The organism is Micromonospora parva (assembly GCF_000718515.1).
Lineage (GTDB): Bacteria > Actinomycetota > Actinomycetes > Mycobacteriales > Micromonosporaceae > Micromonospora > Micromonospora parva.
Window position 1 is genome coordinate 122,569 of record NZ_JNZS01000006.1, and the last position, 26,313, is coordinate 148,881.

Annotated in this window: 25 protein-coding genes, 1 pseudogene and 1 riboswitch; of the genes and pseudogenes, 18 read left to right on the forward strand and 8 right to left on the reverse strand. The window is 73.4% G+C overall.

Going from position 1 to position 26,313, the window contains the following annotated elements; all coding sequences use genetic code 11:
- The first annotated feature begins 15 nt into the window (after positions 1 to 15).
- Together IF22_RS0108890 and fabF are read left to right on the forward strand one after the other, a co-directional pair.
- Positions 16 to 255 (forward strand): acyl carrier protein, encoded by a 240-nt coding sequence (locus IF22_RS0108890; protein WP_030330276.1) that lies wholly within the window; start codon positions 16 to 18, stop codon positions 253 to 255.
- Positions 256 to 257: 2 nt separating this feature from the next.
- The gene (gene fabF, locus IF22_RS0108895) at positions 258 to 1,484 is read left to right on the forward strand and encodes a beta-ketoacyl-ACP synthase II (RefSeq protein WP_030330277.1); all 1,227 of its coding nucleotides are present in this window, start codon (positions 258 to 260) and stop codon (positions 1,482 to 1,484) included.
- Positions 1,485 to 1,532: 48 nt separating this feature from the next.
- On the opposite strand, the gene IF22_RS0108900 is transcribed toward fabF, so the two are convergent.
- The gene (locus IF22_RS0108900; RefSeq protein WP_030330279.1) at positions 1,533 to 1,751 is read right to left on the reverse strand and encodes a hypothetical protein; all 219 of its coding nucleotides are present in this window, start codon (positions 1,749 to 1,751) and stop codon (positions 1,533 to 1,535) included.
- A 132-nt stretch (positions 1,752 to 1,883) separates the two neighbouring features.
- Between IF22_RS0108900 and IF22_RS0108905 the strand changes: the two genes are divergently transcribed.
- A complete protein-coding gene (locus tag IF22_RS0108905) occupies positions 1,884 to 2,546 on the forward strand; it encodes a lipoprotein (protein WP_030330280.1) in 663 nt (220 codons plus the stop codon).
- A 26-nt stretch (positions 2,547 to 2,572) separates the two neighbouring features.
- On the opposite strand, the gene IF22_RS0108910 is transcribed toward IF22_RS0108905, so the two are convergent.
- Both IF22_RS0108910 and IF22_RS0108915 read right to left on the reverse strand, forming a co-directional pair.
- Positions 2,573 to 4,306: a glycoside hydrolase family 3 protein gene (locus IF22_RS0108910; RefSeq protein ID WP_030330282.1), complete on the reverse strand. Its 1,734-nt coding sequence runs from the start codon at positions 4,304 to 4,306 to the stop codon at positions 2,573 to 2,575.
- Between the two features lie 96 nt (positions 4,307 to 4,402).
- Positions 4,403 to 4,894: a DUF3145 domain-containing protein gene (locus tag IF22_RS0108915; protein WP_030330284.1), complete on the reverse strand. Its 492-nt coding sequence runs from the start codon at positions 4,892 to 4,894 to the stop codon at positions 4,403 to 4,405.
- A 309-nt stretch (positions 4,895 to 5,203) separates the two neighbouring features.
- Here IF22_RS0108915 and IF22_RS0108920 point away from each other — a divergent pair, with 309 nt between their 5' ends.
- Positions 5,204 to 5,533 carry a hypothetical protein gene (locus IF22_RS0108920; RefSeq protein ID WP_030330285.1) on the forward strand — a complete coding sequence of 110 codons (330 nt, stop codon included), beginning with the start codon at positions 5,204 to 5,206 and terminating at the stop codon, positions 5,531 to 5,533.
- A gap of 104 nt (positions 5,534 to 5,637) precedes the next feature.
- Here IF22_RS0108920 and IF22_RS0108925 read toward each other — a convergent pair whose 3' ends face one another.
- Entirely contained in the window at positions 5,638 to 6,261 is a 624-nt protein-coding gene (locus tag IF22_RS0108925) for a carbonic anhydrase (protein WP_030330288.1), read from the reverse strand.
- A 169-nt stretch (positions 6,262 to 6,430) separates the two neighbouring features.
- Here IF22_RS0108925 and IF22_RS0108930 point away from each other — a divergent pair, with 169 nt between their 5' ends.
- The 5 genes from IF22_RS0108930 (at position 6,431) to IF22_RS0108950 (ending at position 12,622) form a co-directional block, all read left to right on the forward strand.
- Positions 6,431 to 7,378: an alpha/beta fold hydrolase gene (locus IF22_RS0108930; protein ID WP_051708278.1), complete on the forward strand. Its 948-nt coding sequence runs from the start codon at positions 6,431 to 6,433 to the stop codon at positions 7,376 to 7,378.
- A gap of 108 nt (positions 7,379 to 7,486) precedes the next feature.
- Positions 7,487 to 9,604, forward strand: a complete 2,118-nt coding sequence (locus IF22_RS0108935) for a HelD family protein (protein WP_030330291.1) — start codon at positions 7,487 to 7,489, stop codon at positions 9,602 to 9,604.
- A 106-nt stretch (positions 9,605 to 9,710) separates the two neighbouring features.
- Positions 9,711 to 10,628 (forward strand): cation diffusion facilitator family transporter, encoded by a 918-nt coding sequence (locus IF22_RS0108940; RefSeq protein ID WP_030330292.1) that lies wholly within the window; start codon positions 9,711 to 9,713, stop codon positions 10,626 to 10,628.
- Between the two features lie 141 nt (positions 10,629 to 10,769).
- Positions 10,770 to 10,901, forward strand: a riboswitch (cyclic di-AMP (ydaO/yuaA leader).
- Between the two features lie 5 nt (positions 10,902 to 10,906).
- Positions 10,907 to 11,971, forward strand: coding sequence for a coiled-coil domain-containing protein (locus IF22_RS0108945; protein ID WP_030330294.1), 1,065 nt, complete (start codon positions 10,907 to 10,909; stop codon positions 11,969 to 11,971).
- 141 nt (positions 11,972 to 12,112) lie between these two features.
- Positions 12,113 to 12,622, forward strand: a complete 510-nt coding sequence (locus IF22_RS0108950) for a hypothetical protein (protein ID WP_036411067.1) — start codon at positions 12,113 to 12,115, stop codon at positions 12,620 to 12,622.
- 192 nt (positions 12,623 to 12,814) lie between these two features.
- On the opposite strand, the gene IF22_RS0108955 is transcribed toward IF22_RS0108950, so the two are convergent.
- Positions 12,815 to 13,285 (reverse strand): SRPBCC family protein, encoded by a 471-nt coding sequence (locus IF22_RS0108955; protein ID WP_030330297.1) that lies wholly within the window; start codon positions 13,283 to 13,285, stop codon positions 12,815 to 12,817.
- A 188-nt stretch (positions 13,286 to 13,473) separates the two neighbouring features.
- On the opposite strand from IF22_RS0108955, the gene IF22_RS0108960 reads away from it, so the two are divergent.
- Positions 13,474 to 14,451, forward strand: a complete 978-nt coding sequence (locus IF22_RS0108960) for a 1-phosphofructokinase family hexose kinase (protein WP_209444515.1) — start codon at positions 13,474 to 13,476, stop codon at positions 14,449 to 14,451.
- On the forward strand, positions 14,448 to 15,275 hold the full coding sequence (gene surE / locus IF22_RS0108965; RefSeq protein WP_030330301.1) for a 5'/3'-nucleotidase SurE: 828 nt from the start codon (positions 14,448 to 14,450) through the stop codon (positions 15,273 to 15,275). The genes IF22_RS0108960 and surE overlap by 4 nt, the downstream gene beginning before the upstream one ends.
- A 7-nt stretch (positions 15,276 to 15,282) precedes the next feature.
- Here surE and IF22_RS0108970 read toward each other — a convergent pair whose 3' ends face one another.
- Positions 15,283 to 15,645, reverse strand: coding sequence for an STAS domain-containing protein (locus tag IF22_RS0108970; protein WP_030330302.1), 363 nt, complete (start codon positions 15,643 to 15,645; stop codon positions 15,283 to 15,285).
- Between the two features lie 387 nt (positions 15,646 to 16,032).
- On the opposite strand from IF22_RS0108970, the gene IF22_RS34935 reads away from it, so the two are divergent.
- Positions 16,033 to 16,173: a hypothetical protein gene (locus IF22_RS34935; RefSeq protein ID WP_156057395.1), complete on the forward strand. Its 141-nt coding sequence runs from the start codon at positions 16,033 to 16,035 to the stop codon at positions 16,171 to 16,173.
- Between the two features lie 170 nt (positions 16,174 to 16,343).
- Positions 16,344 to 16,742 carry a hypothetical protein gene (locus IF22_RS0108980; RefSeq protein WP_030330304.1) on the forward strand — a complete coding sequence of 133 codons (399 nt, stop codon included), beginning with the start codon at positions 16,344 to 16,346 and terminating at the stop codon, positions 16,740 to 16,742.
- A gap of 153 nt (positions 16,743 to 16,895) precedes the next feature.
- Here IF22_RS0108980 and IF22_RS0108985 read toward each other — a convergent pair whose 3' ends face one another.
- Positions 16,896 to 19,541: a cellulose binding domain-containing protein gene (locus IF22_RS0108985; RefSeq protein WP_030330306.1), complete on the reverse strand. Its 2,646-nt coding sequence runs from the start codon at positions 19,539 to 19,541 to the stop codon at positions 16,896 to 16,898.
- A 354-nt stretch (positions 19,542 to 19,895) separates the two neighbouring features.
- Here IF22_RS0108985 and IF22_RS0108990 point away from each other — a divergent pair, with 354 nt between their 5' ends.
- The 3 genes from IF22_RS0108990 to IF22_RS0109000 all read left to right on the forward strand — a co-directional run bounded on the left by IF22_RS0108990 (position 19,896) and on the right by IF22_RS0109000 (position 21,707).
- Positions 19,896 to 20,582, forward strand: coding sequence for a BON domain-containing protein (locus IF22_RS0108990; RefSeq protein ID WP_030330308.1), 687 nt, complete (start codon positions 19,896 to 19,898; stop codon positions 20,580 to 20,582).
- Positions 20,583 to 20,661: 79 nt separating this feature from the next.
- Entirely contained in the window at positions 20,662 to 21,162 is a 501-nt protein-coding gene (locus tag IF22_RS0108995; RefSeq protein ID WP_030330310.1) for a redoxin domain-containing protein, read from the forward strand.
- Complete coding sequence (locus tag IF22_RS0109000) at positions 21,159 to 21,707, forward strand: DsbA family protein (RefSeq protein WP_030330312.1); 549 nt, start codon at positions 21,159 to 21,161, stop codon at positions 21,705 to 21,707. Before IF22_RS0108995 ends, IF22_RS0109000 begins: the two co-directional genes overlap by 4 nt.
- Positions 21,708 to 21,718: 11 nt before the next feature.
- On the opposite strand, the pseudogene IF22_RS0109005 reads toward IF22_RS0109000, so the two are convergent.
- Positions 21,719 to 24,645, reverse strand: a pseudogene (locus IF22_RS0109005) (winged helix-turn-helix domain-containing protein).
- A gap of 76 nt (positions 24,646 to 24,721) precedes the next feature.
- Here IF22_RS0109005 and IF22_RS0109010 point away from each other — a divergent pair.
- Both IF22_RS0109010 and IF22_RS0109015 read left to right on the forward strand, forming a co-directional pair.
- Complete coding sequence (locus IF22_RS0109010) at positions 24,722 to 25,162, forward strand: hypothetical protein (protein WP_247680512.1); 441 nt, start codon at positions 24,722 to 24,724, stop codon at positions 25,160 to 25,162.
- Positions 25,159 to 26,307, forward strand: coding sequence for an alcohol dehydrogenase catalytic domain-containing protein (locus IF22_RS0109015; protein WP_030330316.1), 1,149 nt, complete (start codon positions 25,159 to 25,161; stop codon positions 26,305 to 26,307). Before IF22_RS0109010 ends, IF22_RS0109015 begins: the two co-directional genes overlap by 4 nt.
- Positions 26,308 to 26,313: the final 6 nt, after the last annotated feature.

Sequence of the window (26,313 nt, forward strand, 5' to 3'; positions counted from 1 at the left end):
AAGGAACCAACCGCAATGACCCGTGACGAGATCACCACCGGCCTCGCCGAGATCCTCGAAGAGGTTGCCGGGGTGAACCCGGACGACGTGGCCGAGGGGAAGTCCTTCACCGACGACCTCGATGTCGACTCGCTCTCCATGGTGGAGGTCGTGGTCGCGGCCGAGGAGAAGTTCGGCGTCAAGATCCCGGACAACGAGGTGCAGAACCTCAAGACCGTCGGTGACGCTGTCAGCTACATCGCGGCCCAGTCCTGATCATGAGTCGTTCCGACGTCGTCGTCACCGGGCTCGGCGCGACGACCCCGCTTGGCGGGGACGTCGCGTCGACCTGGGACGCCATGCTCGCCGGCCGCTCCGGGGTGAGTGCTCTCACCCAGGAGTGGGCCGAGCAACTGCCGGTCCGGATCGCCGCCCAGTTGGCGGTGGAGCCGTCCGAGGTGCTGGACCGGGTCCGCCTGCGCCGCCTGGACCGTTCCGAGGCGATCGCGATCATCGCGGCGCAGCAGGCCTGGGCGGACGCCGGCCTCGCCGGCTCCGACCTTGACGGGGAGCGGTTGGCCGTCAGCGTCGGCTCCGGCATCGGCGGTGCCACCACCCTGCTCGCCCAGGACGACATCCTGGAGGCCTCCGGGCCACGGCGGGTCTCCCCGCACACCATCCCGATGCTGATGCCGAACGGTCCGGCTGCCTGGGTGGGCCTGGAGCTCGGCGCGAAGGCCGGCGTGCACTCGGTGGCCAGCGCCTGCGCCACCGGCGCCGAGGCGATCGCCCTGGGCCTGGACATCATCCGCTCCGGCCGGGCCGACGTGGTGGTGGCCGGCGGCACCGAGGCGGTCATCCACCCGCTGCCGATCGCCGGCTTCAGCTCGATGCGGGCCATGTCGACCCGCAACGACGACCCGGAGCGGGCCTCCCGCCCGTGGGACCGGGGCCGGGACGGCTTCGTCCTCGGTGAGGGCGCCGGCATCGTGGTGCTGGAGCGGGCCGAGCACGCCGCAGCCCGGGGCGCCCGGGTGTACGCGCGCCTCGCCGGTGCCGGCATCACCTCCGACGCGTACGACATCGTGCAGCCGCACGCCGAGGGCGAGGGCGCCATCCGGGCCATCGCCAAGGCGATCGCCGACGCGGACATCGCCAAGCGCGACATCGTGCACGTCAACGCGCACGCCACCTCGACCCCGGTCGGGGACATGCTGGAGATCGGCGGGCTGCACAAGGCGCTCGGCGACCACCCGGTGCTGTCCGCGACGAAGTCGATGACCGGTCACCTGCTCGGCGCGGCGGGCGCGCTGGAGTCGATCGCCACCATCCTGGCGATCCGCGACAGCATCGTCCCGCCGACGATCAACCTGGACGACCCGGAGCCCGGCCTCACCCTGGACGTCGCCGCGCACAAGGCCCGCCCGATGGAGATCCCGGCCGCGTTGAACAACGCGTTCGGCTTCGGCGGCCACAACGTGGCGCTCGTTTTCGCCCGACCCTGAGCTCCCGCGTAAGGGCCTCTCCTCGTCGAGGAGGGGCCCTTACGTCGTTCAGCCCCGGTTGCGGGGGTGCTGTTTCGCGGTGCGTTCGTTGCCGTGGCGGTAGTTGCCGGTCCAGCGGGCCATCACCAACTGCGGATCGTCGTCGACCTCGGCGAGGAACTCCTCGGCCCGCGCGCCGCGCAGCGTCCCGGCGACCCGTCCGTGGTGGGTGATCACCACTGTGCCGTCCGCCCGTTGCGTGTGCCGGAATCCCGCTGCCGCTCCCATGGGGGGAGGTTGTCAGACCTGCCGGGGTCGGGGCGACCCGATTTCGGTGGCGCGGAGCCGATGCCGATTGACGCCGGGACAGCGCCCGGCTTAGATGGGCCGACTGAAGATCGACTGACGGGGATCACCACCATGGACACTCGTACCCGCGTTGCCGTGTCGGCGCTGCTCGCCCTCGGCCTGCTGGCCGGCTGCGGTGACGACGCCGCCCCCACCGGTGCCACGGCCGGCGACCCTGCGCCGCAGGCCACGGGTGAGCCCTGGTACGACGAGGTGGCCCCGGCGTCGCCCGGCGGCACGACCGGCGGTACGGGTTCGCCCTGCCCGGTCCCGGTGTCGTTTCCCCTGGCCGACGGGTGGACGGCAAAGGCCATCGAGCAGCCCAAGGGTGAGCTGGCCGAACTGGTCGGCGAGGCGCTCACCAAGCGCGGCGGCACCACGGTGCGCTGCGAGGTGGACGGCCGCTCGGCCGGTGGCGGATTCCTGCGGATCTGGGCTGCGGACTCGCCAACCGGCACACCGCGCGCCGCGCTGGAGGGTTTCGCGGCCGGGGCCGGCGAGACGGTCACCGGGGCACAGTTCCGCGACCTGCGCGCCGGCGGCTTCGACGGCACCGAGATGACCTGGATCGCCACCAACCCGCTGGTCGAGGAGGAGTCGCGCAACTGGGCGCTGGCCGTCCAGTCGGCCGGGCAGACGCTGGTCTTCGCTGTCAACGAGGGGCTGATCACCGAGCGGACCGACGTGCTGCCGGCGTACCGGCTCGCGGTGCGCGGGCTCGCGCCGGGCGAGTGAGGTCGCCCGGCGCACGCGTCGACAGGTCAGGTGCGACAGGTGCTCGCGGGCAGTCCGGGGACGGCCACCGGCGACCGGCCGCCCGGCCGGGCCTTGCCGGCGAGCACGGCGGCCAGCGCGGTCATCGACGCCCGGCTGGAGGAGTACGTGGCCAGCAGCGTCGGTGACGTGGCGCCGGCCAGCACGTACGGGGTGTCCATGGCGACAGTGACCGCCGCGTCGGCGCGCAGGTCCTCGGCGCCGTCCCCGTAGCCCACCAGGTGCACGACAGTGCCGCCGCTGGGCTTGACCGACACCCCGGCGGCGGTCAGCGCGGCGGTGAGCGTGGCCCGGGTGCCGTCCCGACCGCCGGACGAGGTGACGGTGACCGGCCCGCGTACCTCCGCGCCGCAGGTGCCCCGCAGCACGGTGACGGCGGCGGCGGCCAGCGCCTCGGCCGCCGCCCGGTGCGCCGGGGTGTTGAGCGTGGACATCTGCGCCGCCGGCAGCTCCGCGAGCTGGAACTTCATGGTCAGCACCCGGGTTACCGCCTCGACCAGTCGGGTCCGGGGCAGTGATCCGCCGCGCAGCGCGGCGAGCAACCCGTCGTACGCCTGAGCGACGTTCGGGGTCATCAGGATGAGGTCGTTGCCGGCGTTGAGCGCCCGGACCGCCGCCTCGCCGGGAGCCCAGCGCTTCGCGGGCGGCATGTTCATCCCGTCGGTGATCACCACGCCCTTGAAGCCGAGTTGGCCGCGCAGCACGTCGGTGAGCAGCTTGTGCGAGAACGTCGCCGGGGTCCCCGGGTCGATCGCGCGCGCGTCCAGGTGACCGGACATCACTGCCATCGCGCCCGCGTCCATCCCGGCGGTGAACGGTGGCCACGCGCCGCTCTGCAACGCCGCTGCGGACTGGGTGAGCACCGGCAGATCCTGGTGCGAGTCGTCGGCGCTGTGGCCGTGCCCGGGGAAGTGCTTCAGGGTGGCCGCGACCCCGCTCGCCTGGAGGCCCCGGACCGCGCCGCCCACCTGCGCGGCGGCCTGCTTCGGGTCGGCGCCGTAGGACCGGGAGCCGATCACGGTGCTGCGGGTGGCCAGCACGTCGGCCACCGGGGCGAAGTCGATGTTGATGCCCATCGCGGCCAGCTCGGTGCCGGCGGCCCGCCAGGCCGCCTCGGTGAGCTTCGGGTCACCGGCCGCGCCGGCCGCGAGGGCGCTGGGCAGCACGGTGACCCCGTCGGTCACGCGGGTGACGACGCCGTACTCCTGGTCGGTGCCGATCAGCAGCGGTGCGGGGCCGGTGGCGAGCCGACCGGCGGCGGCACGCAGGCCGGTGGTGAGCTCGTGCACCTGCTGGGGGTTGTCGACGTTGGTGGTTTCCTGGTTGCCCTTGGTGGGGTCGTCGGCGCTGAAGCCGACCAGGATCAGGCCACCCAGCCGGTACTTGGCGATCATGTCGGCGGGGGTGTCGACCCCGGCGAGGGCCTGGTTACCAGCCGCCGAGCCGGCGGAGACCTTTGTCGCCGAGTCGCCGTAGGCGTAGGGCATCAGCACCTGGCCGACCAGGTCTTCGTCGGACAGCGTCGCCACCAGCGCGGCCGCCCGGCCGGCGGGATCGGCGGCCGGCGGCGCGGCCGGGGCGCTCGGACCACCGGACGGGGCGGTGGGGCTGGGCGTCGGGGCGGGGCGGGGCGAGCCGCCCGAGCAGCCGGCGACGAGCAGGGCGGTCAGGGCGGCGACAGCGACAGGAGCGCGCCACGGGCGATTCGACACGCCGCCCATCCCACCAGCTTCTCCCTTATCGGGGCAACTTGACCTTACCGCCCGTGCGTGCCTGGGCGGACGGGCGTGCACGTCGCCGACTCGCGGACCGTCGGGTCAGCCCACCCGGGTGAGCAAGGTCACCGGGGCGCCGTCGCCCGCGTACCGGTAGGGCTCCAGGTCAGCGTCCCACGCCGTGCCGAGCGCCTTGTCGAGGGCATGCGCCAGCGCCTCCGGGGCCCGCGAGGCCGCCATCAGCGTCCGAAGCCGGTCCTCGCCGAGTTGGATGTCGCCGGCCACGCCGACCGTCGCCCGGAAGAGGCCACGGGCCGGCACGTACATGAAGCGCTCGCCGTCGGCCCCGGGACTCGGTTCCTCGGTGACCTCGAAACGGATCATGGGCCACTGCCGTAGGGCAGCGGCCAGCTCGGCGCCCGTCCCCGGACGACCGGTCCACCCGCACTCGGCCCGGCGTGCGCCGGGGTCGACGGGCTGAGCCGTCCACTGCAGGTTGACCGGCGCGGCTAGGACGCGCGCGATCGCCCACTCGACGTGCGAGCACACGGCGAGCGGGGTCGAGTGGACGTATACGACGCCACGCGTTGGCACGGTGACCTCCCGGAGAGCGAGGTGCGTCTTCCCCTACGACCTCGTCCACCCAGGTGGCTGCTGCAACACATGATGACTTGTGTGACGCGTGGTGCGCCAGGGAATCGGAAAAATCGCCGGTCGGAATAGCCGGACGGGTGGTCGCCGTTGCCTCTCAGGACACCGCGACGACCAGCATGATGTCGTGGTCCTGTACAGTTCCACCGGCGGCTTATGCCGCGTTACACCTTCGCGGGTCGAGTTCACGTACGGCCCGCACACAGCCCCCGGACGTCCAGTCCTCCCGTACGTCTTGCAAGGAGTACCTCCGTGGCGAGCAACACCTCTAAGACCGCGCGCGCGTCCGTCCGGGCCGGCCAGGCTGGCCAGGGTGGCGCCCTCAGCGTGCTGGGCGAGTTCAAGTACCTCATCCCGCTCAACGGCGGCAAGCACGCCTACGTGCGGAACCTGACCAACGGCAAGACCGCGCACCTGCGCACGGACTCCGACGCGTTCGTCGAGGAGATCCGCGTGCTGGCCGCCGCCGGCCACGCCGCCAAGATCCGGGCGGAGATCAACAACCTGGCTGCCACCCACCCGGGTGACGGCTGGGAGGCCACCGAGAAGCGCCTGGTCGCGGCCGGCGTCTTCGAGGGCTGAGCCCTCCCCCACCGCACCAACCGAAACCGCCCGCCGGGACAGTCCGGCGGGCGGTTTCGCGTGTCCGGGGTCGGGTCGGGCCAGCCCGTCGAGCAGGGGGCAGGTCAGCCTGGGTCGATCAGGGCGACCTCGCCGGTGGCCAGGTCGTAGAGCCCGCCGACCACTGCCACCCGGCCGGCGGCCACCGGCCCGGCCAGCAGGTCGTCCGCGCGCAGGATGCGCACCGTGCGCCGGACGTGCCGGCGGATCGCCAGCGGCTGCACCGCCGGGTCGTCGATCCCCACCTCGGTCACCGCCGGGGCGATCTCGTCCACCAGGTGCGCCAACGACCCCCCGGGACGCTGTCCGGCGCGCAGCGCCCGCACGGTGGCCTCCACCGCGCCGCACCGCTCGTGACCGAGGACCATCACCAGCGGTACGCCGAGCTGGCCGACCACGTACTCGATCGAGCCGCGGACCGCGCGATCGAGCACGTGCCCGCCGGTACGGATCACACAGATCGCGCCGAAGGTCTGGTCGAAGATCGCCTCCAGCGGCACCCGGGAGTCGATGCAGCCCAGCACCACCGCGTACGGCTGCTGGTCGCCGGAGGCAGCGGCAGCGGCCGTGACGTCGTGTCCGTGCACCGGCTGGCCGCTGACGAACCGCCGGTTGCCGGCGAGCAGATCGGCCAGCGCGGCCCGGGGCGTACCGCCGGCCTGCCGCCCCTGCCCCGACGTCGCGCCCATGGGCGCTCCCGACGACCCCATGCCGTTCAGCTTGGCCCGCCGCCGTCCATCGCGGGTGCGGTCGGGAATGTTCGCCAGGGCGCGATTGGCGTGCTGTGATGGCGGGTAGCCGGTGTTACCGCCGGGTATCCCGGTGCTCGTGGTACTGGGCGGCCCTGGGGAGGTGGCGATGCCGGAGCGGTTCGAGGTCGGTCTGCCGGACGGCGTACGGCTCAACGTCGAGGCGACAGGGCCGACAGACGCCCAGATCACCGCCATCCTGCTGCACGGCTGGACGCTGGACGGACGCGCCTGGCACCGGCAGGTCGACGCGCTCACCGCGGCGCCGTTCGGGGGTGCGGTGCGGGTGGTCTCCTACGACGCGCGCGGGCACGGCCGATCCAGCTGCATGGCGTTGCCCACCGCCACCCTGGCCCAGTTGGGTGACGACCTGGCCGCGGTGATCGACGCGGTGGCGCCGGCCGGCCCGGTGGTGCTGGTCGGGCACTCGATGGGCGGCATGACGATCATGGAGTACGCCCACCGCCACCCCGCGCACTTCGCCGCCCGTGCCGCCGGCCTGGTCTTCGTCTCGACCACCGCTGAGGGGCACACGCACACCGTCTACGGGCTCTCGCCGCGGATCGCCCGGTTGATCCGGCTGGCCGAGACGACCGGCGCCGGCGTACTGGCCCGGTGTGGCTCGTGGCGGGCGCCCCGGGCACTGCTGAACGCGCTGCAACCGAGCATCCGGTGGATGCTCTTCGGCGACCGCTGCGAGCCGGCCGACATCCGCCTGGTGACGTCGGCGGTGGCTCGTGCCTCGCTGCGCTCGATCGGCGGGTTCCGCGCCTCGATCGGCACCCAGCACCGACTGGACACCCTCGCCGCGCTGGCCCACCTGCCGGCCGCCGCCCTGGTCGGCGACCGGGACCGGCTGACCCCACCGCCGTGCGCCGAGTCGATCGCGGCGGCCCTGCCGGCCACCGAGCTGACCGTCTGCCCGGGTGCCGGGCACATGTTGATGATGGAACGCCCGGACGAGGTCAACGCCGCGCTCACCGGCGTGGTGCGGCGGGTGCTCGCCGAATCGCCGTCGGCCAGCTGCGACGTGACCCCGGCCGAGACGGGTGCCTGAGCACGTTCGCGCACCTCGGGCGCGGCGGGTCGAGCCCGGGGCCGTACCCTTCTGCGGTTGGCCCGCGCGGTTCCCGCCGCCTGCCGGCGACCTTTGAAGGAGCGTGCGTTGACCGACCAGAACGGCCTTGAGCAGGAGATCGCCGTCGAGCAACGACACCTCGACCGGGTGTACGCCCGACTGGCCGAGCTGCGGCAGTCGGCCGTCCGTGCCGAACGCGACGGCTACCGGATGGCACGGGTGGGCACGCACGGTGCCCTGGTCGAGCGCGACGCGATGGTCTTCCACGCGGCGCAACGGCGGCACACCCTGGACGCCGAGCACGAGGGGCTGGTCTTCGGCCGGTTGGACCTGCGCGACCGTCAGGTGCTGCACGTCGGGCGACTCGGGATCCGCGACGAGGACGCCGTCACACTTGTCGTCGACTGGCGTGCGCCGGCCGCCGCCGCCTTCTACCAGGCGACCCCGGCGCAGCCGCTGGACGTGGTGCGGCGCCGCACCATCCAGTCCCGCGCCGAGCGGGTCACCCGGATCGAGGACGACCTGCTGGACCCGACCGCCGCCCCGGAGGGGATGACGGTGGTCGGTGACGGCGCGTTGCTGGCCACCCTCTCCAAGGCCACTGGTCGGGGCATGCGCGACATCGTGGCGACCATCCAGCGGGAACAGGACGAGGCGATCCGCTCGCCCGGCTCCGGGGTGACGATCGTCGCGGGCGGCCCCGGCACCGGCAAGACCGCTGTCGCTCTGCACCGGGCCGCGTTCCTGCTGTACTCCGACCGCAGTCGCTACGCGGGCGGCGGCATCCTGGTGGTCGGCCCGTCGTCGGTCTTCGTCGAGTACATCGGCTCCGTGCTGCCGTCGCTCGGTGAGGACACCGCGACCCTGCACTCGCTGGGCACCCTCTTTCCGGGCATGACCGCCACACGCACCGATCCGCCCGAGGTGGCGGCGGTGAAGGGCTCACTGCGGATGCGCCGGGTGCTGGAGCGTGCGGCCCGCGACGCGGTGCCGGGCGGCCCGGGTGAGCTGCGGCTGCTCTACCGGGGCACGCTGCTGCGGTTGGACCGGGCCGCGCTGGACCGGATCCGGGACCGCGCGCTGCACCGCGGCGCACGACGCAACGAGGTGCGCCGGGCCGGTTTCGACGGGGTGTTCGCGGCGCTCTGGGCGCAGGCCCGTGAGCTGAGCAGCGGTCGACTGCCGGAGCAACCGGCCTTCGAGGCGGAGATCGCCGAGCGGTCGGAGTTCCGGGAGTTCCTCAAGGCGTGGTGGCCCCGACTGCACCCCCGGCACGTACTCGGTTGGCTGGCGCAGCCGGACCGGCTGCGCCGGTACGCCGCGGGAATCCTCTCCTCGGCGGAGATCCGGCTGCTCACCGCCGCGTACCGGAACCTGGACTCGGCCGGGCTGACCATCGCCGACGTGGCGTTGCTGGACGAGTTGGACGCGCTGCTCGGTAAGCCCGCGCAGCCGGCCAAGGCGCGACGCGATCCGTTCCAGCTCGCCGGTGGTGTCCGCGAGCTGAGCACCCTCGGCGAACGGCAGCGGGCCGCCCGCGCGGCGGCCCGGGAGCGGCCGGAGGACTACCGGGACTACGCGCACGTGGTGGTGGACGAGGCGCAGGACGTCTCGCCGATGCAGTGGCGGATGGTCGGTCGCCGTGGCCGGCTGGCCTCCTGGACGGTGGTGGGCGACCCTGCGCAGACCGCGTGGACCGGCGACCCGGAGGAGCTGACCCGAGCCCGGGACCAGGCGCTGGGCCGGCGTAAGCGACACGAGTTCACGCTGACCACGAACTACCGCAACTCGTCGGAGATCTTCGCGGTGGCGGCGGCGGAGATCCGCCGGCTCTACCCCGACCTGCCGCTGCCGACCGCCGTCCGCTCCACCGGGGTCGAACCGGTCGAGCTGGTGGTGCCGGCCGCCGGGTTGGAGACCGCGACCGTCGAGGCCGCCGCCGGCCTGCTGGCCGAGGTGGAGGGCACGGTCGGGGTGATCACGCCGGTCCCCCGCCGTGACGAGGTCGCCGGTTGGCTCGGCGCGCTCGGCGCGCCCAGGTTGCAGGTGGTGACCAGCCTGGAGGCCAAGGGCATGGAGTACGACGCGGTGGTGCTGGTCGCCCCGAGCGAGATCCGGGCGGATCCGGGCGCCGGGGTACGCACCCTGTACGTGGCGCTCTCCCGGGCCACCCAGCGGCTCACCACCATCGACCCGACCGGCTGACCTGCGCGGACCGCCGCCAGCGCGAGGCATCACCCGTACACTTGCACACATAGCGATGTGAGCATACATTTGACCGGGTCCCGGCCGGCGGCGGAAGGTGAATCTCGTGGGCGCAGGTCATGACCACCACCATGGGTCCGTCGCCAATGCCGCACACCAGCACCGGGGTCGACTCTGGGCGGCGTTCGGGCTGCTCGCCACCCTGATGGTGGTCGAGGCGGTGACCGCCCTGCACACCGGCTCACTCGCCCTGCTCTCCGACGCCGGGCACATGTTCACCGACGTGCTCGGCATCGGGATGGCGCTCGCCGCGATCACGGCGACCCGGCGGGCCACCAACGACCCGCAGCGCACCTTCGGGCTCTACCGGCTCGAGGTGCTCGCCGCGCTGGCCAACGCCGTCCTGCTCTCCGGCGTGGCGATCTACGTGGTGATCGAGGCGATCCGTCGGTTCGGCGACCCGCACCAGGTCATCGCCGGCCCGATGCTCGCGGTGGCCGTGCTCGGTCTGCTCGCGAACATCGCCGCCTTCGCCCTGCTGCGCGCCGGGGCCCGGGAGAGCATCAACCTCCAGGGCGCCTACCTGGAGGTGCTCGGTGACCTGCTCGGCTCGGTCGGCGTCATCGGGGCGGCGCTGCTCATCACCGTCACCGACTGGTGGTGGGCGGACCCCCTGGTCGCGGTCGCCATCGGCGTGTTCATCCTGCCGCGCACCTGGCGGCTGGCCCGCGCCGCTATCCGCATCCTGGTGCAGGCCGCCCCGGAGCACCTCCAGGTCACCGCCGTGCACGATCGGCTGGCCGCGGTGCCCGGCGTCGTCGAGGTGCACGACCTGCACGTCTGGACGCTCACCTCGGGCATGGAGGTGGCCTCCGCACACCTGACCATGGCGCCCGGGGCGGAGGTCGGCGCGGTGCTCACCGCGGCGCGTACGGCCCTGCACGACGACTTCCGCATCGAACACGCGACGTTGCAGATCGAGCCGGGCGCCGCCTCCGGCGCGTGTGGCTCCATCGAGTGGTGACGACCTTTTCGGAGCATTGCTCACTTTTAAGGTAATTTTCCGTGGTGACGCACGCACCGTCCGTCACATTGGCTGCAGCGGCCCCACCGGCACCGGTAGGCTCGGTCCCGGCCTCCACCAGGCGGCGCCTCCCGGCGCCGGTGGCGGTCGCCGCCTAATCGCCCAACCGGGCGAACCGGGGAACCATGTTCCTGGGGTGCATCCGCGTCAGCGGTAGGGATCTTCCGTCCCGAACCCGTCAGCTAACCCGGTCGGCGGCTGACGGAAGGACATGCGCAGTGGCACCAGCACGACCACCCGCCGCCCGACTGGCGGCCCTGATCGTCGCGATGTTCGCCCTCGGCGTCGCGCTTCCGGCCGGCACCGCCTCGGCCGCTCCCCCGACCGGCCTGCGGGCCGCCGCACCCGACTCCGACGAGGAGGGCGGCACCCCGGCGTTGCGCGCCCAACTCGAGGCGGCCAGCAAGGGCTACCTGGACGCCAAGCGAGCCCTGGACACCTCGGTACAACGGCAGAAGCAGCTCACCACCCAGCTGAAGACCATCGAGGTCGAGATCGACCAGCGCAACGGCAAGGTCGGCGAGATCGCCGAGGTGGCGTACCGGACCGGACGACTCGGCGCGATGTCGGCGCTGCTCAACAGCAGCACCCCGGAAGGCTTCATGGACCGGGCAGCCGCCCTGGACGCGGTGGCCGCCAACGAGGACCGGGTGCTGCGCGACCTGCTGAAGAGCAAGGACCAGGCCACCCGCACCCGGGTCGCACTGGACGGCGAGATCATTGAACAGCGCAAGCAGGTCGCGGTGATGGCCAAGCGCAAGGAACAGGCCGAACGGGCCCTGACCGTGGCCACCACACCCAAGACACAGAGCACCGCCGACACCGGCTCCAACCGGGGCACCTCCACCGCCAACGCGACGGCCGCGCCGCGCAACTCCGACGGCTCCTGGCCTTCCGAGTCGTGCAGCGTGAACGACCCCACGCCGGCCAGCGGCTGCATCACCCCCCGTACCCTGCACGCGCTCAACCAGGCCAAGGCGGCGGGCTTCACCCGGTACGTCTCGTGCCACCGCCCCAGCGGCTCCGGTGAGCACCCGAAGGGCCGGGCCTGCGACTTCGCCGCACAGAAGGGCGGCTTCGGCGGAGCCGCGACCGGCGGCGACAAGACCTACGGCAACAACCTGGCCGCGTACTTCATCCGCAACGCGGACCGGCTCGCCGTGCTCTACGTGATCTGGTACAAGCAGATCTGGCTGCCCAGCAGCGGATGGAAGTCGTACAGCGGGGCGCACGGGACCCCGTCCACCGACCACACCAACCACGTACACCTGTCGGTCTACTGACCCACGCGTGGAGATGCCTGTGAGTCATCGTGATGACTCACAGGCATCACCCGCGTCCGGGGCCGGCTACGTCGCCGGGCGTACCCCTGATGTCGTCGCTCGGCGGACGACCCGGCCGGGGCCGGCGGGCAGCATCGCGGTATGCCTCGGATCCGACCCACCACCCGCAAGGCGCTGCTCACCCTGCACCTCGTCACCTCGCTCGGCTGGCTCGGCACCGACCTGGTGCTGCTCACCCTCGGCATCGCCGTGCAGCGGGGCGCCGACCCGGCGGTGGTCTACCCGGTCACGGCCCTGATCGGCACGGTGCTGTTCGCGCCGCTGAGCGTCCTGGTCTGGCTGATCGGAGTGGCCAGTTCGCTGCTCACCCCGTGGGGCCTGCTGCGGCACCGCTGGGTGCTGGTCAAGCTCGTGCTCACCACCGTGATGGTCGGGCTGGTGCTGTTCCTGCTCACCCCGAACCTGCGCCACGCCGGAGCGGTCGGCGCCGCCCTGCCCGCCCGGGATCGCGCCGACCTGGTCATCGCGCCGGCCGTGTCGACCAGCCTGATGATCATCGCGACGGTGCTCTCCACCTACAAGCCGTGGGGCCGCCGACGCACCGCCGCAGCCACCGTCGCCGGCCGCGGCCGCGCCACCGCACGGCCCTAACGACCCCCGCCCACCCATGACGCTCGTGGCCGGCGCCCACCCATGATCGCGCGTGGCCGGCGCCCACCCATGATCGCGCTCGAACCAGGATGTAGTGGCCTCGATGCGACAGGAGGCCACTACATCCTGGATTGAGCACGATCATGAAGCGGGGTGGCGGGCCGGGGCGGGGGCGCAGGGCGGGGCGGAGGGTCAGGCCGAGGGCGGTGGGGGTTCGCCGGTGCGGTCGAGGGCTGCGCCCAGCCGGGTGGCGAGGGCGAGGTGGGCGGCTCGGGCCTGGCGGAACGCGTACCGGAACAGCGGCGTCGGCGCCGTCAGGGTGATCTCCACGTCGATGCGGACCAGGCCGTCGGGCTCGGCGCGCAGTCGGGTGTGGTTGCGCACCGTGGTCGCCGGCCACTGGCGGGCCACCATGACGATCTCGTCGGTCTCGCTGATCAGCACGTCCGCGTGGTACGTGGTCCGGAAGCGCAGCGGGCCGGCCACCAACCGGTCGTTGATCGTGTAGCTGGCCCGGGCCCCGGGCCGGGGCGGCACCCGGCGGACCTGGACGATCAGCGGATGCAGCTCGCCCTGCCGGGTCAGGTCGCTGAGCAGCGCCGCGGCCTCGGCTGGTGAACTCCGGGCCTGGACGGTGTAGCTGAAGGTATCGCTGCTGAGCACACCGTCTCCCGCCGCCGTTGGTCGCCCGATCGTCCCGTACCGATGTCCGGCTGGCAACGCCCGATCGCACCCGACGCCGCGCCGGGCCGGGCCGATGCGGCGAGCCGCCACCATCTGCCCCATTAAGCTCAGTTAGTGCGAAATCTTCCGAAGATGCCGGAGCGCGGCCACCTGTACGGGGACAACCGATGAGCGGGCACGTGATGGTCTTCGCGCCCACTCCACAGCTGACGGTGACCGTTGACCAGCCCAACGATCACCCCGAGCTGCACCTGCACCCCGGCGGGCAGGGCGTCTGGCAGTCCCGGATGGTGATCTCCCTCGGTGTCGACGTGGTGCTCTGCACCGCCCTCGGTGGTGAGATCGGCCAGGTGCTGGAGCCGCTGCTGGTCAGCGAGGGCGTGGACCTCAAGGTGGTGGTCCGCGACTCCGGCAGCGGCGGGTACGTGCACGATCGCCGGGACGGCTCCCGGCAGGAGATCGTCGACGTACCCGGGCAGCCACTGAGCCGGCATGAGATCGACGAGTTGTACAACCTCGCCCTCGGTGAGGGCCTGCGGGCCTCGGTGAGCATCCTCAGTGGACCCAACGAGCCCTGGCTCGTACCGGCCGACCTGTACCGACGCTTCGCCGCCGACCTCGGCGCGAACGGCGGCCGGGTGGTGGTCGACCTCTCCGGCGATCACCTCGGTTCGGTGCTGGAGAGCGGGGTGTTCTTCCTCAAGGTGAGTCACGAGGAGTTGATCCGCGACGGCCGCGCCCGCAGCGACGACACCGTGGAACTGACCCAGGCCATGTACGAGTTGCACGCGGGCGGCGCCGAGACCGTCGTGGTGAGTCGCGCCGACCAGCCGGCGTTGGCGCTCATCGACGGGGAGTTGTTCCAGGTCGAGATGCCCCGACTGGAGGCCGCCGACCCGCGCGGCGCGGGCGACTCGATGACCGCCGGAGTGGCGGCCGTCGTGGCCCGGGGCGGGGACATCCGCACCGCCATCCGCACCGGCGCCGCCGCCGGCGCGCTGAACGTGACCCGGCACGGCCTGGGCACCGGACGACTGGACTCGATCACCGGCCTGGTGGACCGGGTCCGACTGGTGCCGGCGGACAGCCGGCAACAGGAGCGGACCACCCCGGACGAGTTGGCCGACCGGGTGGCCGAGCGATGACACTGCGAGTGTTGATCACCAACGACGACGGGATCGCGGCGCCGGGCATCCAGGCGCTGGCCTGGGCGGCCCGACAGCGGGGCCTGGACGTGGTGGTCGCCGCGCCGATGGAGGAGGCGAGCGGCACCAGCGCCGCGATGAGCGCCATGGAACGCGACGGGCGGGTCGTCGTGAACGACCACCCGCTGCCGGATCTGGCCGGTGTGCCGGCGTACGGGGTCGCCGGGTCCCCCGGCTTCATCACGCTGATCGCCCTGCACGGGGCGTTCGGTCCACCGCCGTCGGTGGTGCTCTCCGGGGTCAACCGGGGTGCCAACGCCGGCCGGGCGGTGCTGCACTCCGGGACCGTGGGCGCCGCGTTCACCGCCGCCACGAACGGGTGCCGGGCGATGGCGGTCTCCCTCGACGTGCTCTCGGCCGGCGAGGCGACGGCCGCGAGCGGTGGCGCCGCGGTGGACGCCGCCGCCCGCGTACGCGACGCCGAGCGGCACTGGAGCACCGCCGCGCGGGTCGCCCTGGACCTGCTCCCCCGGTTGACCTCCGCGCCGTCGGAGAGCGTGCTCAACGTGAACGCCCCGGACCTGCCGCACGGGCAGCTTCGCGGGGTGCGGCGAGGCAGCCTGGCCAGCTTCGGCCAGGTGCAGATGACGGTGGCCGAATCCGGCCACGGCTTCGTCCGTACCTCGCTGGAGGAACCGGGGCAGGCCGCACAGCCCGGCACGGACGTGGCGTTGCTGGCCGCCGGGTACGCGTCGGTGACGGCCGTCCGAGCGGTCACCGAGGCGACCGACATCGACCTGACCGGCCTGGACGAGCAGCCCTGACGGGCGCTCAGGCGCCGGGCAGCACCTCGGGGGTGGCGGCGCCGGCGAAGTAGGGCTCCGGGGCGCCGAAGAGGCCGAGCAGGCCCGTCACCCAGAGCTGCCGGTGCACGAACCGGCTCGGCTCGGTGACGACCAGCTTGACGTCGCTGACCTCGGCCGTCTGGAAGCCGGCCACCATGGCGCTGATGCCGACCGAGTCGATGAAGGTGACCAGCCTCATGTTGAGTTCGATGCGCAGCGGCCGGCCCTTGGCCAGCACCTCCGCGATCGCTTCGCGCACCTCGTACGCGGTGTCGACGTCGATTTCGCCCCGTGGGGCGATCTCCACGACACCACCGGACAGAACCGACTTCACGATCGACAGGCTCACGCGAGCACCTCCACCCGCCCGTCCCCCGGGCGCCTCATCAGTACGCGGGCCGCGACCGAGAGTATTCCTCCGATGGCCTCGGTCGCCACCCCTCGGGATGAGCAATTCGCGGATCCGGGCCCAAAAAGCTGCCCATATCCGCACTTTTCAGTATTTGATTACTCAAGAGTTTTTGTTATCTGAACATCGACGATCAGTCGGGACCGACGCGCCGCCGAACCAGGGTAGCGGTCCGGACGCGGCACGCCCGACAACCGGCCCCCGACGTACGCCAGCCCCGTGCGCCGTCGGCGTGTCGCACCCGGTCGGCGGGTGTGATCCGTGCCGCCGGTTGCCCACGCGCCCTAGCATCGGCCGGGACACCCGCCGTGACGGAGAGGATCTTCGATGATCAAGCGACTTGCCGGGTTGGCCGGCGTCGGCGTTCTGCTCGCCCTCGTCCTGGCCTGCGGTTTCGGTGGCGGAGACGACGATGACGACGATGACGACGACTTCGCCCGCGGCGTCACCGTGTCAGCGGTGCGCTGAGTCGGTGGCGCGCCGGGTTGCCGGCGCGCCGAGCTGGCGGTGCTCCGCGGCGGTCGGGGTTTGCGCCCGGCTGACGCGGGGCACTGCGGGGTGGACGACACCGTGACGCGCTGGAAAGACGCCGAAGTCCGAAGTGGCCGGCGGCTTCGGCACCCGAGGAGGTAACCACGATGTTCGGAACCAACCTGCTGGACCGCCGCAGCAAGCCGGAGCGGATCGCTGAGCAGGCCTGGGAGCACCTGCTCTCGGCGGTCAGCTCCGCCGGAGACAGTGTGCTGGACACCGCCCGCTCGGCCCGTCGCAACAGCAGTGACCTCGCCGACGGGGCGGGTGACCTGGTGGGATCCGCCGCCGAGGAGGCGCGACGCCGCGCCTCGCTGGCCTTCGACGCGCTCGCCGGCCGCCAGCCGGCACTGCCCTGGACGCTGCTGATCGGCGCCGCGCTCGCCGGCGCGGCGGTCGGTTGGGCGGTCGGTTCCGCCGCGCGGGCCGCGGGCAGCCGCGACGACCGTGCCGTCGACGACGTGGAGTTCGTCGACGTCGACCGCCCCAACTCCCCCGCCGTCTGAACGACAGCGCCACGACGGGCTCCACTCGACCTGGGTCGGGTGGAGCCCGTCGTGGTGCTGGGGTGGAACCGGTCCGCCGGGTGCCGGACCCCTCAGGCGGCCCGGCGGACCGGTGTCTGGTGGTGATCCGGGGTCCCGACCCGGATCACCCGCTCAGCGACTCGTGCAGGTGATGGCCGTCGGGGGCGTGTTGCTGCCGGTCCAGGAGCCGAGGAAACCGGCGGTGGTGCTGGCCCCGGCGGCGAGCGCGCCGTTCCAGCCGCTGTCCCGGACCGTTACCGCGGCCCCGGTCTGGGTGTGGGTGCCGCCCCAGAGTTGGTTGACCTGCTGGCCGTCGGTGAAGGTCCAGCCCAGCGTCCACCCGGCGATGGGGGCGCTGCCGGTGTTGCTGACCGTCAACTCGGCGTGGAAGCCGCCTGACCAGGAGCCGGTCACCCGGTAGGTCGCCGCACAACCGGCGGCCGGCGGCGGGGTGGTCGGCGGGGGCGTGGTCGGGGGCTCGCCGCTGGGCTCGGCGACCAGGATCCCGCGACCGTTGGTGCCGAGGTAGACCCGACCGTAGACACGCGGGTCGCCGGTCAACGCCTCGGTCGGGTTGCCGTACTGGTGGCGGTCGTCGTTGACGCGTACCCAGGTCGCGCCGGTGTCGTCGGAGCGGTGCACGCCGGGTTGACCGTTCACCGTGCCGTAGAGGAACACTGCGGGGTTGGTCCGCCCGGGTGCCGCCTTGCCGAAGCCGACGTTGCCGCTGGCGCTGACGCCGCTCAGCCTGGTGAAGCTCGCACCCGCGTCGGTGGAGCGCCACAGGCCACCCGGTCCGGCCAGCCACACCTCGCCGGCCCGCCCCGGCAGGGCCTTGAACCGGACGTCGGTGGTGGGCAGACCGGTCGCCGCGGTCGGGGTGAAGCTGGCCCCGCCGTCGGTGCTGAGGTAGAAGCGCCCGCCGCTGAAGCCGTAGAACCGGGCGGGGTCGACCCGGTCGGACTCGATCGTCGCGTTCGCCGGAATGCCGGTCGACGGCGCCCAGGAGTTGCCGAAACCGACCGCGTGGACCACGCGTTGACCGGCGTCACCGGGTGCCCAGACGAACCGGCTGCCGTCCGCGGCGGCGGCCACCGTGCCACCCAGGTTGACCCCGGACGGTTCGGTGCCCTGGAACCAGGTGGCGCCGCCGTCGGTGGAGAAGGCGACGTGACTGTCGTTGGGGCGGTCGGCGTCGGTGAAGTTGCCGGCGCGTACCAGCACCGCGGGCTTGTTCTCCGCGTAGTCCAGGCTGGTGGTGCTCGTGAAGACCGGCTGGGTGAACAGCATCGACGGGATGGTGTCCAGGTCGGTGTGTCGGAACCCGCCGACGTCGCCGAGCGCGCTGATCAGCGGTGCGCCGCTGGGCGGGCTGACCAGGTCGAGGACGGCGGTCTCCTCCAGCCCTCGGACCATCGGCCGGAGCGTGAACTGACCACCGGTGTCCCACTTGGTCAGGTCGGTGGTGCCGTAGATGGTGGCGCCGGTGCCGTACATCATCCGGTTGGAGTCGTGCGGGTCGATCTCCACCGACTCGTTCATCCAGCCGAGCTTGGGGCTTTCCTCAGGGGGCGCCGGGTTGACACCGAAGGTCAACCAGGGCACCGAGCTGATGTCCATGGTGTAGCGGCGGGACCTCTCCGGGTAGTTGCTGAACTCCCAGATCCGCGTCCAGCTCGCCCCGCCGTCGGTGCTGCGGAAGAAGATGGCGTCCGGCCACCAGGACACCTGGGTGGCGACCAGCAGGGTGTTCGGGCGTTGCCGGTCGATGGTCAGCCCGCTGTAGCCGAAGTAGGCGTCGGCACTGGTGGACGGCACCGGGCTGATCCGCGCCCAGGCCCCGGTCGACCTGGTGAACTTCCAGACGTCGCCCTTGCCGCCGTCGTACGGGCCGCCGGTGTCGCTGGTGGCGATGTAGAGGTGACCGCCGACCGGGTCGACGACGCCCTTGTGGGCGAGGTAGCCGGTGGGCTGACCGGGGATGCGCGCCCAGGTGACGCCGCCGTCGGTACTGCGGTAGACCGGGTTGTCCTTGTCCGCCACGCCCACGTAGATGGTCTGCGTGGTGGAGCCCGTGGTGCCGGTGCTCTTGTCGAAGCTGACCCAGGTCAGGCCCTGGTTCTGCCCGTTGTAGCCGTTCGGGTCGCTGGGGTCGGCCCGGTAGTTGCCGACGTTGGGGAAGGCGGTGACGCGGGCCCAGGTCGCGCCGTGGTCGGTGCTGCGCCAGAGCCCGTTGCCGCCCTCTGCGCCGTAGTACACGATGCTGTTCCGGTTGGGGTCGACGGCGAGCCGCTCCCCCATTCCCCGGCCCGGCATGTTCCCGCCGTTCTTGAACGGCAGCTCGGTGGCCTGCCAGCTGGCGCCCTTGTCGGTCGAACGCAGGATCGCGCCGTTGTTCGGGTCCCAGCCGTTGGTGTACATGCCGACCGCGGCGTACACCCGGTTGGTCTGCACCGGGTCGGTGGCGATGCTGACCACGCCGTTGTAGCCCCACCGGTCAGCGCCGACCCAGTCGAGCAGCGGCGTCCAGGACTGGCTGCCCTGTTCCCAGCGGTACGCCCCGCCGATGTCGGTGCGCGCGTAGATGAGGTTCTTCTCGGTGGGGTTGAAGACGATGCCGGGGACGAAGCCGCCGCCGCCGACCGGGACGTTCCGCCAGGTGTACGCCTCCGCCGCGGCCGGGGCGGGGGACGACCCGGCGGCGGTGAACGGGACCACCACGACGGCGGTGGCGGCGGCCAGCACGGACACGACGGTGCCGGCGAGACTTCTCCGCATCTGCGGTTCCTCTCGATGGAGCCCCGGGGGACGGGGTCGATCGCCTGGTGACGCCGTGGCCCGGGGGACGAGCACGACGACGGGGACGGACGGAGCTGCCCTGGCTCCATCACCCGACGCGACGGCTCCCGCGATCGAGGAACGCGATTACCGTAACCGAAAGCCGCTCGCTTTGGAAGCGCTCCCATCATCGATGTTGGTCCTCGCCTCCACGCCGGGCCGCCCAGGTCGGGCCACGCCCTCACCCGGTCCGGGCGAGGGCGGCTCACCCCGGGCGGCGGCAGGCTGGCGGCACGGCGGACCTCCGGCCGCGACCAGCGCCAGGTCCGCCATCGCCACAGCGGAGGAGGACAGATGGCCATCGCGGAGATCAACCGCACCGATCAGGACATCCAGTCCGCCGTCCTCGACGAGCTGACCTGGGAACCGCGGGTGCAGCCGCACGAGATCGGCGTGACCGTCGCCGAGGGCGTCGTCACCCTGACCGGCCGCGTGGACAGCTACGCCAAGAAGTGGGCCGCCGAACGGGCCGCGCACCGGGTCACCTCGGTCCGGGCGGTCGCCAACGACGTGGCCGTGCAGCTCACCGACAGCACCGAGCGCGCCGACAGCGACCTGGCCGCCGCAGCCAGCCACGGGCTGGAGTGGGACGCGTTCGTGCCCATCGAGAAACTCCAGGTGACCGTCTCGGCCGGCTGGGTGACGTTGCACGGCGACGTCGAGTGGGAGTACCAGCGCCGAGCCGCCGAACGCGCGGTCGCCCGACTGACCGGCGTCCGCGGGGTCAGCAACGGCATCACCGTCCGACCGGCCAGCGCGCCGGACGGCCACAACCTGGCCGAGCGGATCGTCGACGCGCTGGCCCGGGCCGGAGCGACCGAGGCCGAACGGATCAGCGTCCGGGTGCACGGCGACACGGCGATCCTCGCCGGGTTGGTGCACTCGATGCCCGAACGGGCCGAGGTCGAGCAGGTGGCGTGGTCCGCGCCGGGCATCCGGGAGGTGCAGAACCACATCGCGGTCGCCCCGGTGCTGCGCTGAGCCCGCCAGCGCCGAGCGGGCGCCGAACCACCCGGGGTGGGTGAGCCCGCCTCACCCACCCCGGGAGCAGGCTGGTGGCATGAGTGATCCGAACGGGCTGATCCAACCGGGACGTATCGCGCCTGGTTTCACATTGCCGGCCACCCCGGACGGGGCTCTCGTCGGGCCTGAGCAGTTCCGTGGCCGGCCCGTCGTGCTCGCCTTCTACCCCGCCGACTGGAGCCCGGTCTGCGGGGACCAGATGTCGCTCTACCAGTCGGCGGCACCCGTCTTCGCTCAGTACCAGGCGGTGGTGCTCGGCGTGTCGGTGGACAGCATCTGGTCGCACCGGGCGTTCGCGGAGAGCAAGGGCATCGAGTTCCCCCTGCTGTCCGACTTCGAGCCGAAGGGCGAGGTGGCCCGCCGCTACGGCGCGTACCTGCCGCAGCGGGGCGAGGCGGCCCGCGCGCTGGTCGTGCTCGACCCGGCCGGGACGGTGACCTGGAGCTATCTGTCGCCGCCCGACGTGAACCCCGGCGCCGACGGCATCTTCGACGCGCTGGACCAACTCGCCGCCGATCGGAAGGTGATGGCCGGATGAGCACGCCACTGCAGGTCACCGCCCGCCTTCGCGACCCGGTGACCACCGAGGACCACATCCGGGGACCGGCCGACGCGGCGGTGACCATCGTCGAGTACGGCGACTTCCAGTGCCCGTTCTGCGGTGCCGCGTACCCGAACCTGCACGAGTTGCTGCGGCAGCGGGCCGACACCGTCCGGCTGGTCTACCGCTACTTCCCGATCGCCAACGTGCACCCGTACGCCGAACGCGCCGCCGAGACGGCCGAGGCCGCCGGTGTCCGCGGCCGGTTCTGGGAGATGCACGACTGGCTCTACGAGCACCAGGACCAGCTCGACCCGGTGCACCTCTCGCTCGGTGTCGAGCAGGTCGGCCTGCCGCCGGACGAGTTGAACGCCGAGGTGGAGAACCGGACGCACGCGGACCGGGTGCGCCGGGACTTCGTCGGTGGCATCCGCAGCGGGGTGAACGGCACCCCCACCCTGTTCGTCAACGGCGTCCGGCACGACGGCGGGTACGACCTGCCCGACCTGCTGACGGCCGTGGACGCCGCCGCCAACGCCTGACCCGTGTCCGTTCAGATCAGCCGCAGCTCGCGCGCCCGCCGGACCGCCTCACGCCGGCGGGTCGCGTCGAGCTTGCGGTAGATGTTGCGGACGTGGGTCTTCACCGTGTTGACCGAGAGGGACAACTCGCTGGCGATCTCCACGTTGGACAGGATGCTCTGCAGATAGCGCAGGATGGTCAGCTCCCGCTCGGTCAGCGGCTCGTCGAGTGCGCCCCGCATCCCGGTGGCCGGCCCGGCGGTGCTCTGCCCCGCACCCCGGACGAGGTCACTGACGAGCGCGAAGTGCGCGGTGCCGGCGTCCAGGTGCGCGGCGAGCAGGTCCCGCACGGGCGGCTCCGCCCGGGTGAAGACCCTCCGGCAGCCCTGCGGGCCGGCCAGGTCCAGCGTCTGCTCCAGGATCCGGCCGGCCCGACGCCCGTCCCCGGCCCGCTCGGCCAGCACCGCGTCCAGCAGGCCCGCGTCCAGCCGTACCGGTAACGGCCAGGCGGTGGCGGCCGGCGCCTGCCACGCCGGCAGGGTGCGCGCGGCCGCGGCGGGGTCGCCGGCCAGCAGTTGCACCTTCGCCAACGTCACCGCGAGCACCGGGTCCGTCCCCTCCTCGGCGGCGTCGGTCAGCAGGTCGCGGGCGGAGTCCAGGTCGCCCCGCGCGGCACGCAGCTCGGCTTCGGCGGCCAGCAGCAGACCGGTCAACCTGGCGGCGGACGGCCGGTCGGCCAACGCCTCCCGGGCCCGGACGAGCAGCCGCTGGCCGGCCGCCGGGTCGCCGGAGTCGCGGCGCAGCTGAGCCCCGCACAACGCGGCCACCGCCGCCGCCACCGGTTCCCCGGCCGCGGCGGCCAGCCACTCGTCGCCCACCTCCGCGTCGCCGGACCAACCGCCCGCCACGTCGAGCGCCGCGAGGGCGAGGGCGAGGTTCGCGGTGGCCTCGTCGGGCTGGTCGCGCAGCAGCGCCACCACCGCGAGAGCCAGGTACGCGTAGCCGCAGTCGAGCCGACAGGACCAGCCCCGGCAGGGCGGCATGCCGAGGGCGTCCCGGGCCGCCTGCTCGGCCGACCGCAGTTCGCCGCGCACCGCGAGCAGCAGCGCGGCGCGGCTGGCACCGACCAGCTCGGTGCGCGGTCGCTCAGCCTCCCGAGCTGCCGCCCGGGCCCGGACGAACCGGGCGGTGGGCAGCTCGCCGTCGGCCATCTCGACCAGCCCCAGGGCGGTGCCGGTGAACGCCCGCAGGTCCAGGTCGTCCGCAGCGCCGCCGCCACCGGCCGTCGGGGCGGAGCTGACCACACCGGTCGGCGGGCTGTCCGGCACCCGGGTCGGCGTGGCGTCCGACGGGCGGGTACGCAGCAGGCGAGCGGCGGCGGCCCGCACCTCACCGCGGTCGTCGGCGAGCCGGGCCACGGTCAGCTCCAGCGCGGTGACCAACCGCAGGAACCGGTCCCGGCGCGGCACCGGCAGGCCCGCGGCGTGCCCGGCGGCGGCGCGCAGGTGACCGTCGGCCGCCGGCAGGTCACCGGCGTACGCCCGCTCGGCGGCGCAGGCCAACGCCACCTCCGGGTCGGCGCGGATCACCTCCGCTGGCGGCGGCGCGGGTGCCGGCGCGTGCACCGGGCCACTGTCGTAGCGGGTCAGCTCCGGCCAGTGCGCGACGAACAGGTCACCGGCCAGGTCCCAGCGGCCGGCGGCCAGGGCGTGCCGTAGTCCGTCGGCGGGCCGGCCGTCGCCCGCGTACCAGTCGGCGGCCCGCACGTGCAGCTCGCGCAGCTCGTCGGCGGGCAACCGGGCCAGGTCGGCGCGGAGCAGGTCGGCGAGCAGCGGCTCACACCGGTACCAGGGTGGCCGGGTGTCCTCCCGGTGCAGCAGACCACCGGTTCCGGCCAGGTCGGCCAGCGCCTGCCCGGCGTCGGCGCGGCCGGTGAGGGCCTCGGCCAGGTCGGCGCAGACGGTGTCGACCAGGGCGGTACGCCGCAGCAGGTCCACCTCGCCCGGGTCGAGCGTCGCCAGCACCTCCTCGTGCAGGTAGCCGGCGATCTCCGGTTGGTCCCCGCCGAACTGCCCCACCCAGCGCTCCGGGTCGGGTTGTCCGCGGACCGCCAGGGCCGCGATGCGCAGCGCGGCCGGCCAGCCGCCGGTGCGCTCCCGAAGCCGGTGCACGGCGCTCGCCGGCAGCGCGGCGGCGTGGGCGGTGAGCAGATCGGCCACCTCGTCGTCGGTGAACGCCAGCTCGTCCGGGCCGATCTCGGTCAGCTCACCGGCGAGGCGCAGCCGGTGCAGTGGCAGGTGCAGCCCGGCGCGCGCGCCGATCACCAGCCGGAGCCGCCGGCCGGCGTGCCGCAGCAGGAACTCCAGGCCGGTCAACGCCGCCGGGTCGGTGACCCGGTGCAGATCGTCAAGGATCAGCAGCACCGGCCGGTCGGCGGCGGCGAGCCTGGCGGCCAACGCCTCCAGTTGGTCGGGGCGCGGTGGCCGGTCGGGCACCGGGCCGTCGTCGGTCGACCCGATCGCCGAGCGCAGCGCCGCGGCGAGGTACGCCCAGAGCCGGTCGGAGTCGTCGCCGGCCTCGACCGACATCCAGGCCGAGACGGGGGTGTCCGCGGGCGACACCGACAGGTCGCCGGAGTCGGGCACGACCTCGCCGGGCTGGACGTCGGGTGCGGCGCCGCCCAGCCGCACCCAGGAGGCGAGCAGTGTCGTCTTGCCCCAGCCGGCGGGGGCGGCCACCACCGTCACCGGTCCCGCACTGCCCTCGTCCAGCCGGCGCAGCAGGCGGGGCCGGGCCACCACCGGTTCCGGCGGCACGGCCGGTGTCAGCCGGGACGCCAACAGCGGTGGCCCCGGCGCCGGTTCGACCCGTACCTGATTCTGTTCCAGCACCCAGCCCCACCCCCACCACACGCTCCGCCCCCGGTCGGCGAGCGGTTACCCGACCCGGGCCGGTTCACCCCTTCCGGGCGAGCGCGCTTCACCCGGCCGCGACCGACGATCGGGGGACGTGAACCGGGAGGACGGGTGGTGCCGATGGGACGGCTGGCACGGGCGGGACCCGCCCTCGGCGGCGCGGCGCTGGCCAGGGCGGCACGGTTGCTGCGCGTACCCCGTGGGGGTGGCCGGCCGGGCGCGGACGGCGACGCCGCCGCGCCGGCCCGGTGGGAGGTGGTGACCGTCGACCGGCCCCCGGAGCAGGTCCTTCCGGACGGCCGCTGGCCGGAGCCGCTAGGCCGCCTGGACGGGGCGATCGAGGTGCGGGTGCGGCCGGCGCCCGGCGATCGGGGCACCGAGCTGGCCGCCCGGCCGCTGGCCGGCGTCACCCCGCCCACCGGGCTGGCCGCGCACCTGGTCGGCGACGACCCTGCTCTGCTGGTCCGCCGGACGCTGCGCCAGGTCAAGCAGCGGGTGGAGACCGGTGAGGTGCTCCGCGCGGACCGCTCCGCGCTGGACCGCCCCGAGGTTCCCGGGTGAGGGCGCTGTGCTGGGTGGCCGCCGGTGAGCTGGGGGTACGCGAGGTGCCCGACCCGGAGCTGCGCAACGAGCGGGACGTCATCGTGCGGGTGCGGCGCAGCGCCACCAGCGGGGGTGATCTGCCGCTGCTGTCCGGCCGGCACCCGCTGCTGCGCGCCGGCGACGTGCTCGGCGCGGAGTTCCTGGGCGAGGTGGTCGAGGTCGGCCCCGGGGTTCGCCGACACCGGGTCGGCGACCGGGTGGTGGTCGGCGCGAGCGTGGCCTGCGGCGGCTGCTGGTACTGCCGCCAGGGCCGGCACTCCTGCTGCGACAACGCCCATGCCGACCTGGCCAGCGCCGACCCCGACTGGGCCCGCTCGGACGTCGGGTGCTTCGGCCGGCCGAGGGCGGCCGGCGGTTTCGCCGGCGGTCACGCCGAGTACGTGCGGGTGCCGTACGCCGACGTGAGCGCGTTCCGGGTCCCGGACGGCGTCGACGACGACCGGGCGGTGTTCGCCGCCGACGCCGCGCCGAGTGGGTGGCTCGCCGCCGAGGTGGGTGCGGTGCGCCCCGGCGACGTGGTGGCGATCTGGGGCGCCGGGGCGGTGGGCCAGTTGACCGCGTGGGCGGCGGTGCGGCGCGGTGCCACCCGGGTGCTGATCGTGGACCGGTACGAGGAGCGGTTGCGGATGGCCGAGCGGCACTGCGCCGCCGAGCCGCTCGACTACCGCCGCGACGACATCGCCGCCGAGCTGCGCGACCGCAGCGGTGGGCGCGGGCCGGACGTGTGCGTGGTGGCGGTCGGCGCGCCGCCGACCCGGTCGGTGGCCGACCGCTTCGGCGGCCAGCACGCCGACCGGCCGGACGCGCTGCGGGAGGCGGTGCACGCCTGCCGCAAGAGCGGCATGGTGGTGGTGCTCGGCGGGACGGCCGGGTTCGTCGACGCGTTCCCGCTGGGTGCGCTGACCGAACGGCGGCTCACGCTGCACGGTGCGGGCCGGCCCGACCTGCGCGACGTGCCGATGCTGCTGGACCGGATGGCCCGCGACGAGCTGCGGACCGAGCACCTGGCCACCCACCGACTGCCGTTGGCGCGGGGCCCCGAGGGGTACGCGCTGTTCCGGGACCGGGCCGACGGTTGCGTACGGGCCGTGTTCACGCCGTGACGAGTG

Coding starts and splice junctions, on each gene's coding strand:
- IF22_RS0108890 (WP_030330276.1), top strand. CDS start 16: ATGACCCGTGACGAGATCACCACCGGCCTCGCCGAGATCCTCGAAGAG.
- fabF (WP_030330277.1), top strand. CDS start 258: ATGAGTCGTTCCGACGTCGTCGTCACCGGGCTCGGCGCGACGACCCCG.
- IF22_RS0108900 (WP_030330279.1), bottom strand. CDS start 1,751: ATGGGAGCGGCAGCGGGATTCCGGCACACGCAACGGGCGGACGGCACA.
- IF22_RS0108905 (WP_030330280.1), top strand. CDS start 1,884: ATGGACACTCGTACCCGCGTTGCCGTGTCGGCGCTGCTCGCCCTCGGC.
- IF22_RS0108910 (WP_030330282.1), bottom strand. CDS start 4,306: ATGGGCGGCGTGTCGAATCGCCCGTGGCGCGCTCCTGTCGCTGTCGCC.
- IF22_RS0108925 (WP_030330288.1), bottom strand. CDS start 6,261: ATGGGCGCGACGTCGGGGCAGGGGCGGCAGGCCGGCGGTACGCCCCGG.
- IF22_RS0108930 (WP_051708278.1), top strand. CDS start 6,431: ATGCCGGAGCGGTTCGAGGTCGGTCTGCCGGACGGCGTACGGCTCAAC.
- IF22_RS0108950 (WP_036411067.1), top strand. CDS start 12,113: ATGCCTCGGATCCGACCCACCACCCGCAAGGCGCTGCTCACCCTGCAC.
- IF22_RS0108960 (WP_209444515.1), top strand. CDS start 13,474: ATGAGCGGGCACGTGATGGTCTTCGCGCCCACTCCACAGCTGACGGTG.
- surE (WP_030330301.1), top strand. CDS start 14,448: ATGACACTGCGAGTGTTGATCACCAACGACGACGGGATCGCGGCGCCG.
- IF22_RS34935 (WP_156057395.1), top strand. CDS start 16,033: ATGATCAAGCGACTTGCCGGGTTGGCCGGCGTCGGCGTTCTGCTCGCC.
- IF22_RS0108980 (WP_030330304.1), top strand. CDS start 16,344: ATGTTCGGAACCAACCTGCTGGACCGCCGCAGCAAGCCGGAGCGGATC.
- IF22_RS0108985 (WP_030330306.1), bottom strand. CDS start 19,541: ATGCGGAGAAGTCTCGCCGGCACCGTCGTGTCCGTGCTGGCCGCCGCC.
- IF22_RS0108990 (WP_030330308.1), top strand. CDS start 19,896: ATGGCCATCGCGGAGATCAACCGCACCGATCAGGACATCCAGTCCGCC.
- IF22_RS0108995 (WP_030330310.1), top strand. CDS start 20,662: ATGAGTGATCCGAACGGGCTGATCCAACCGGGACGTATCGCGCCTGGT.
- IF22_RS0109000 (WP_030330312.1), top strand. CDS start 21,159: ATGAGCACGCCACTGCAGGTCACCGCCCGCCTTCGCGACCCGGTGACC.
- IF22_RS0109010 (WP_247680512.1), top strand. CDS start 24,722: ATGGGACGGCTGGCACGGGCGGGACCCGCCCTCGGCGGCGCGGCGCTG.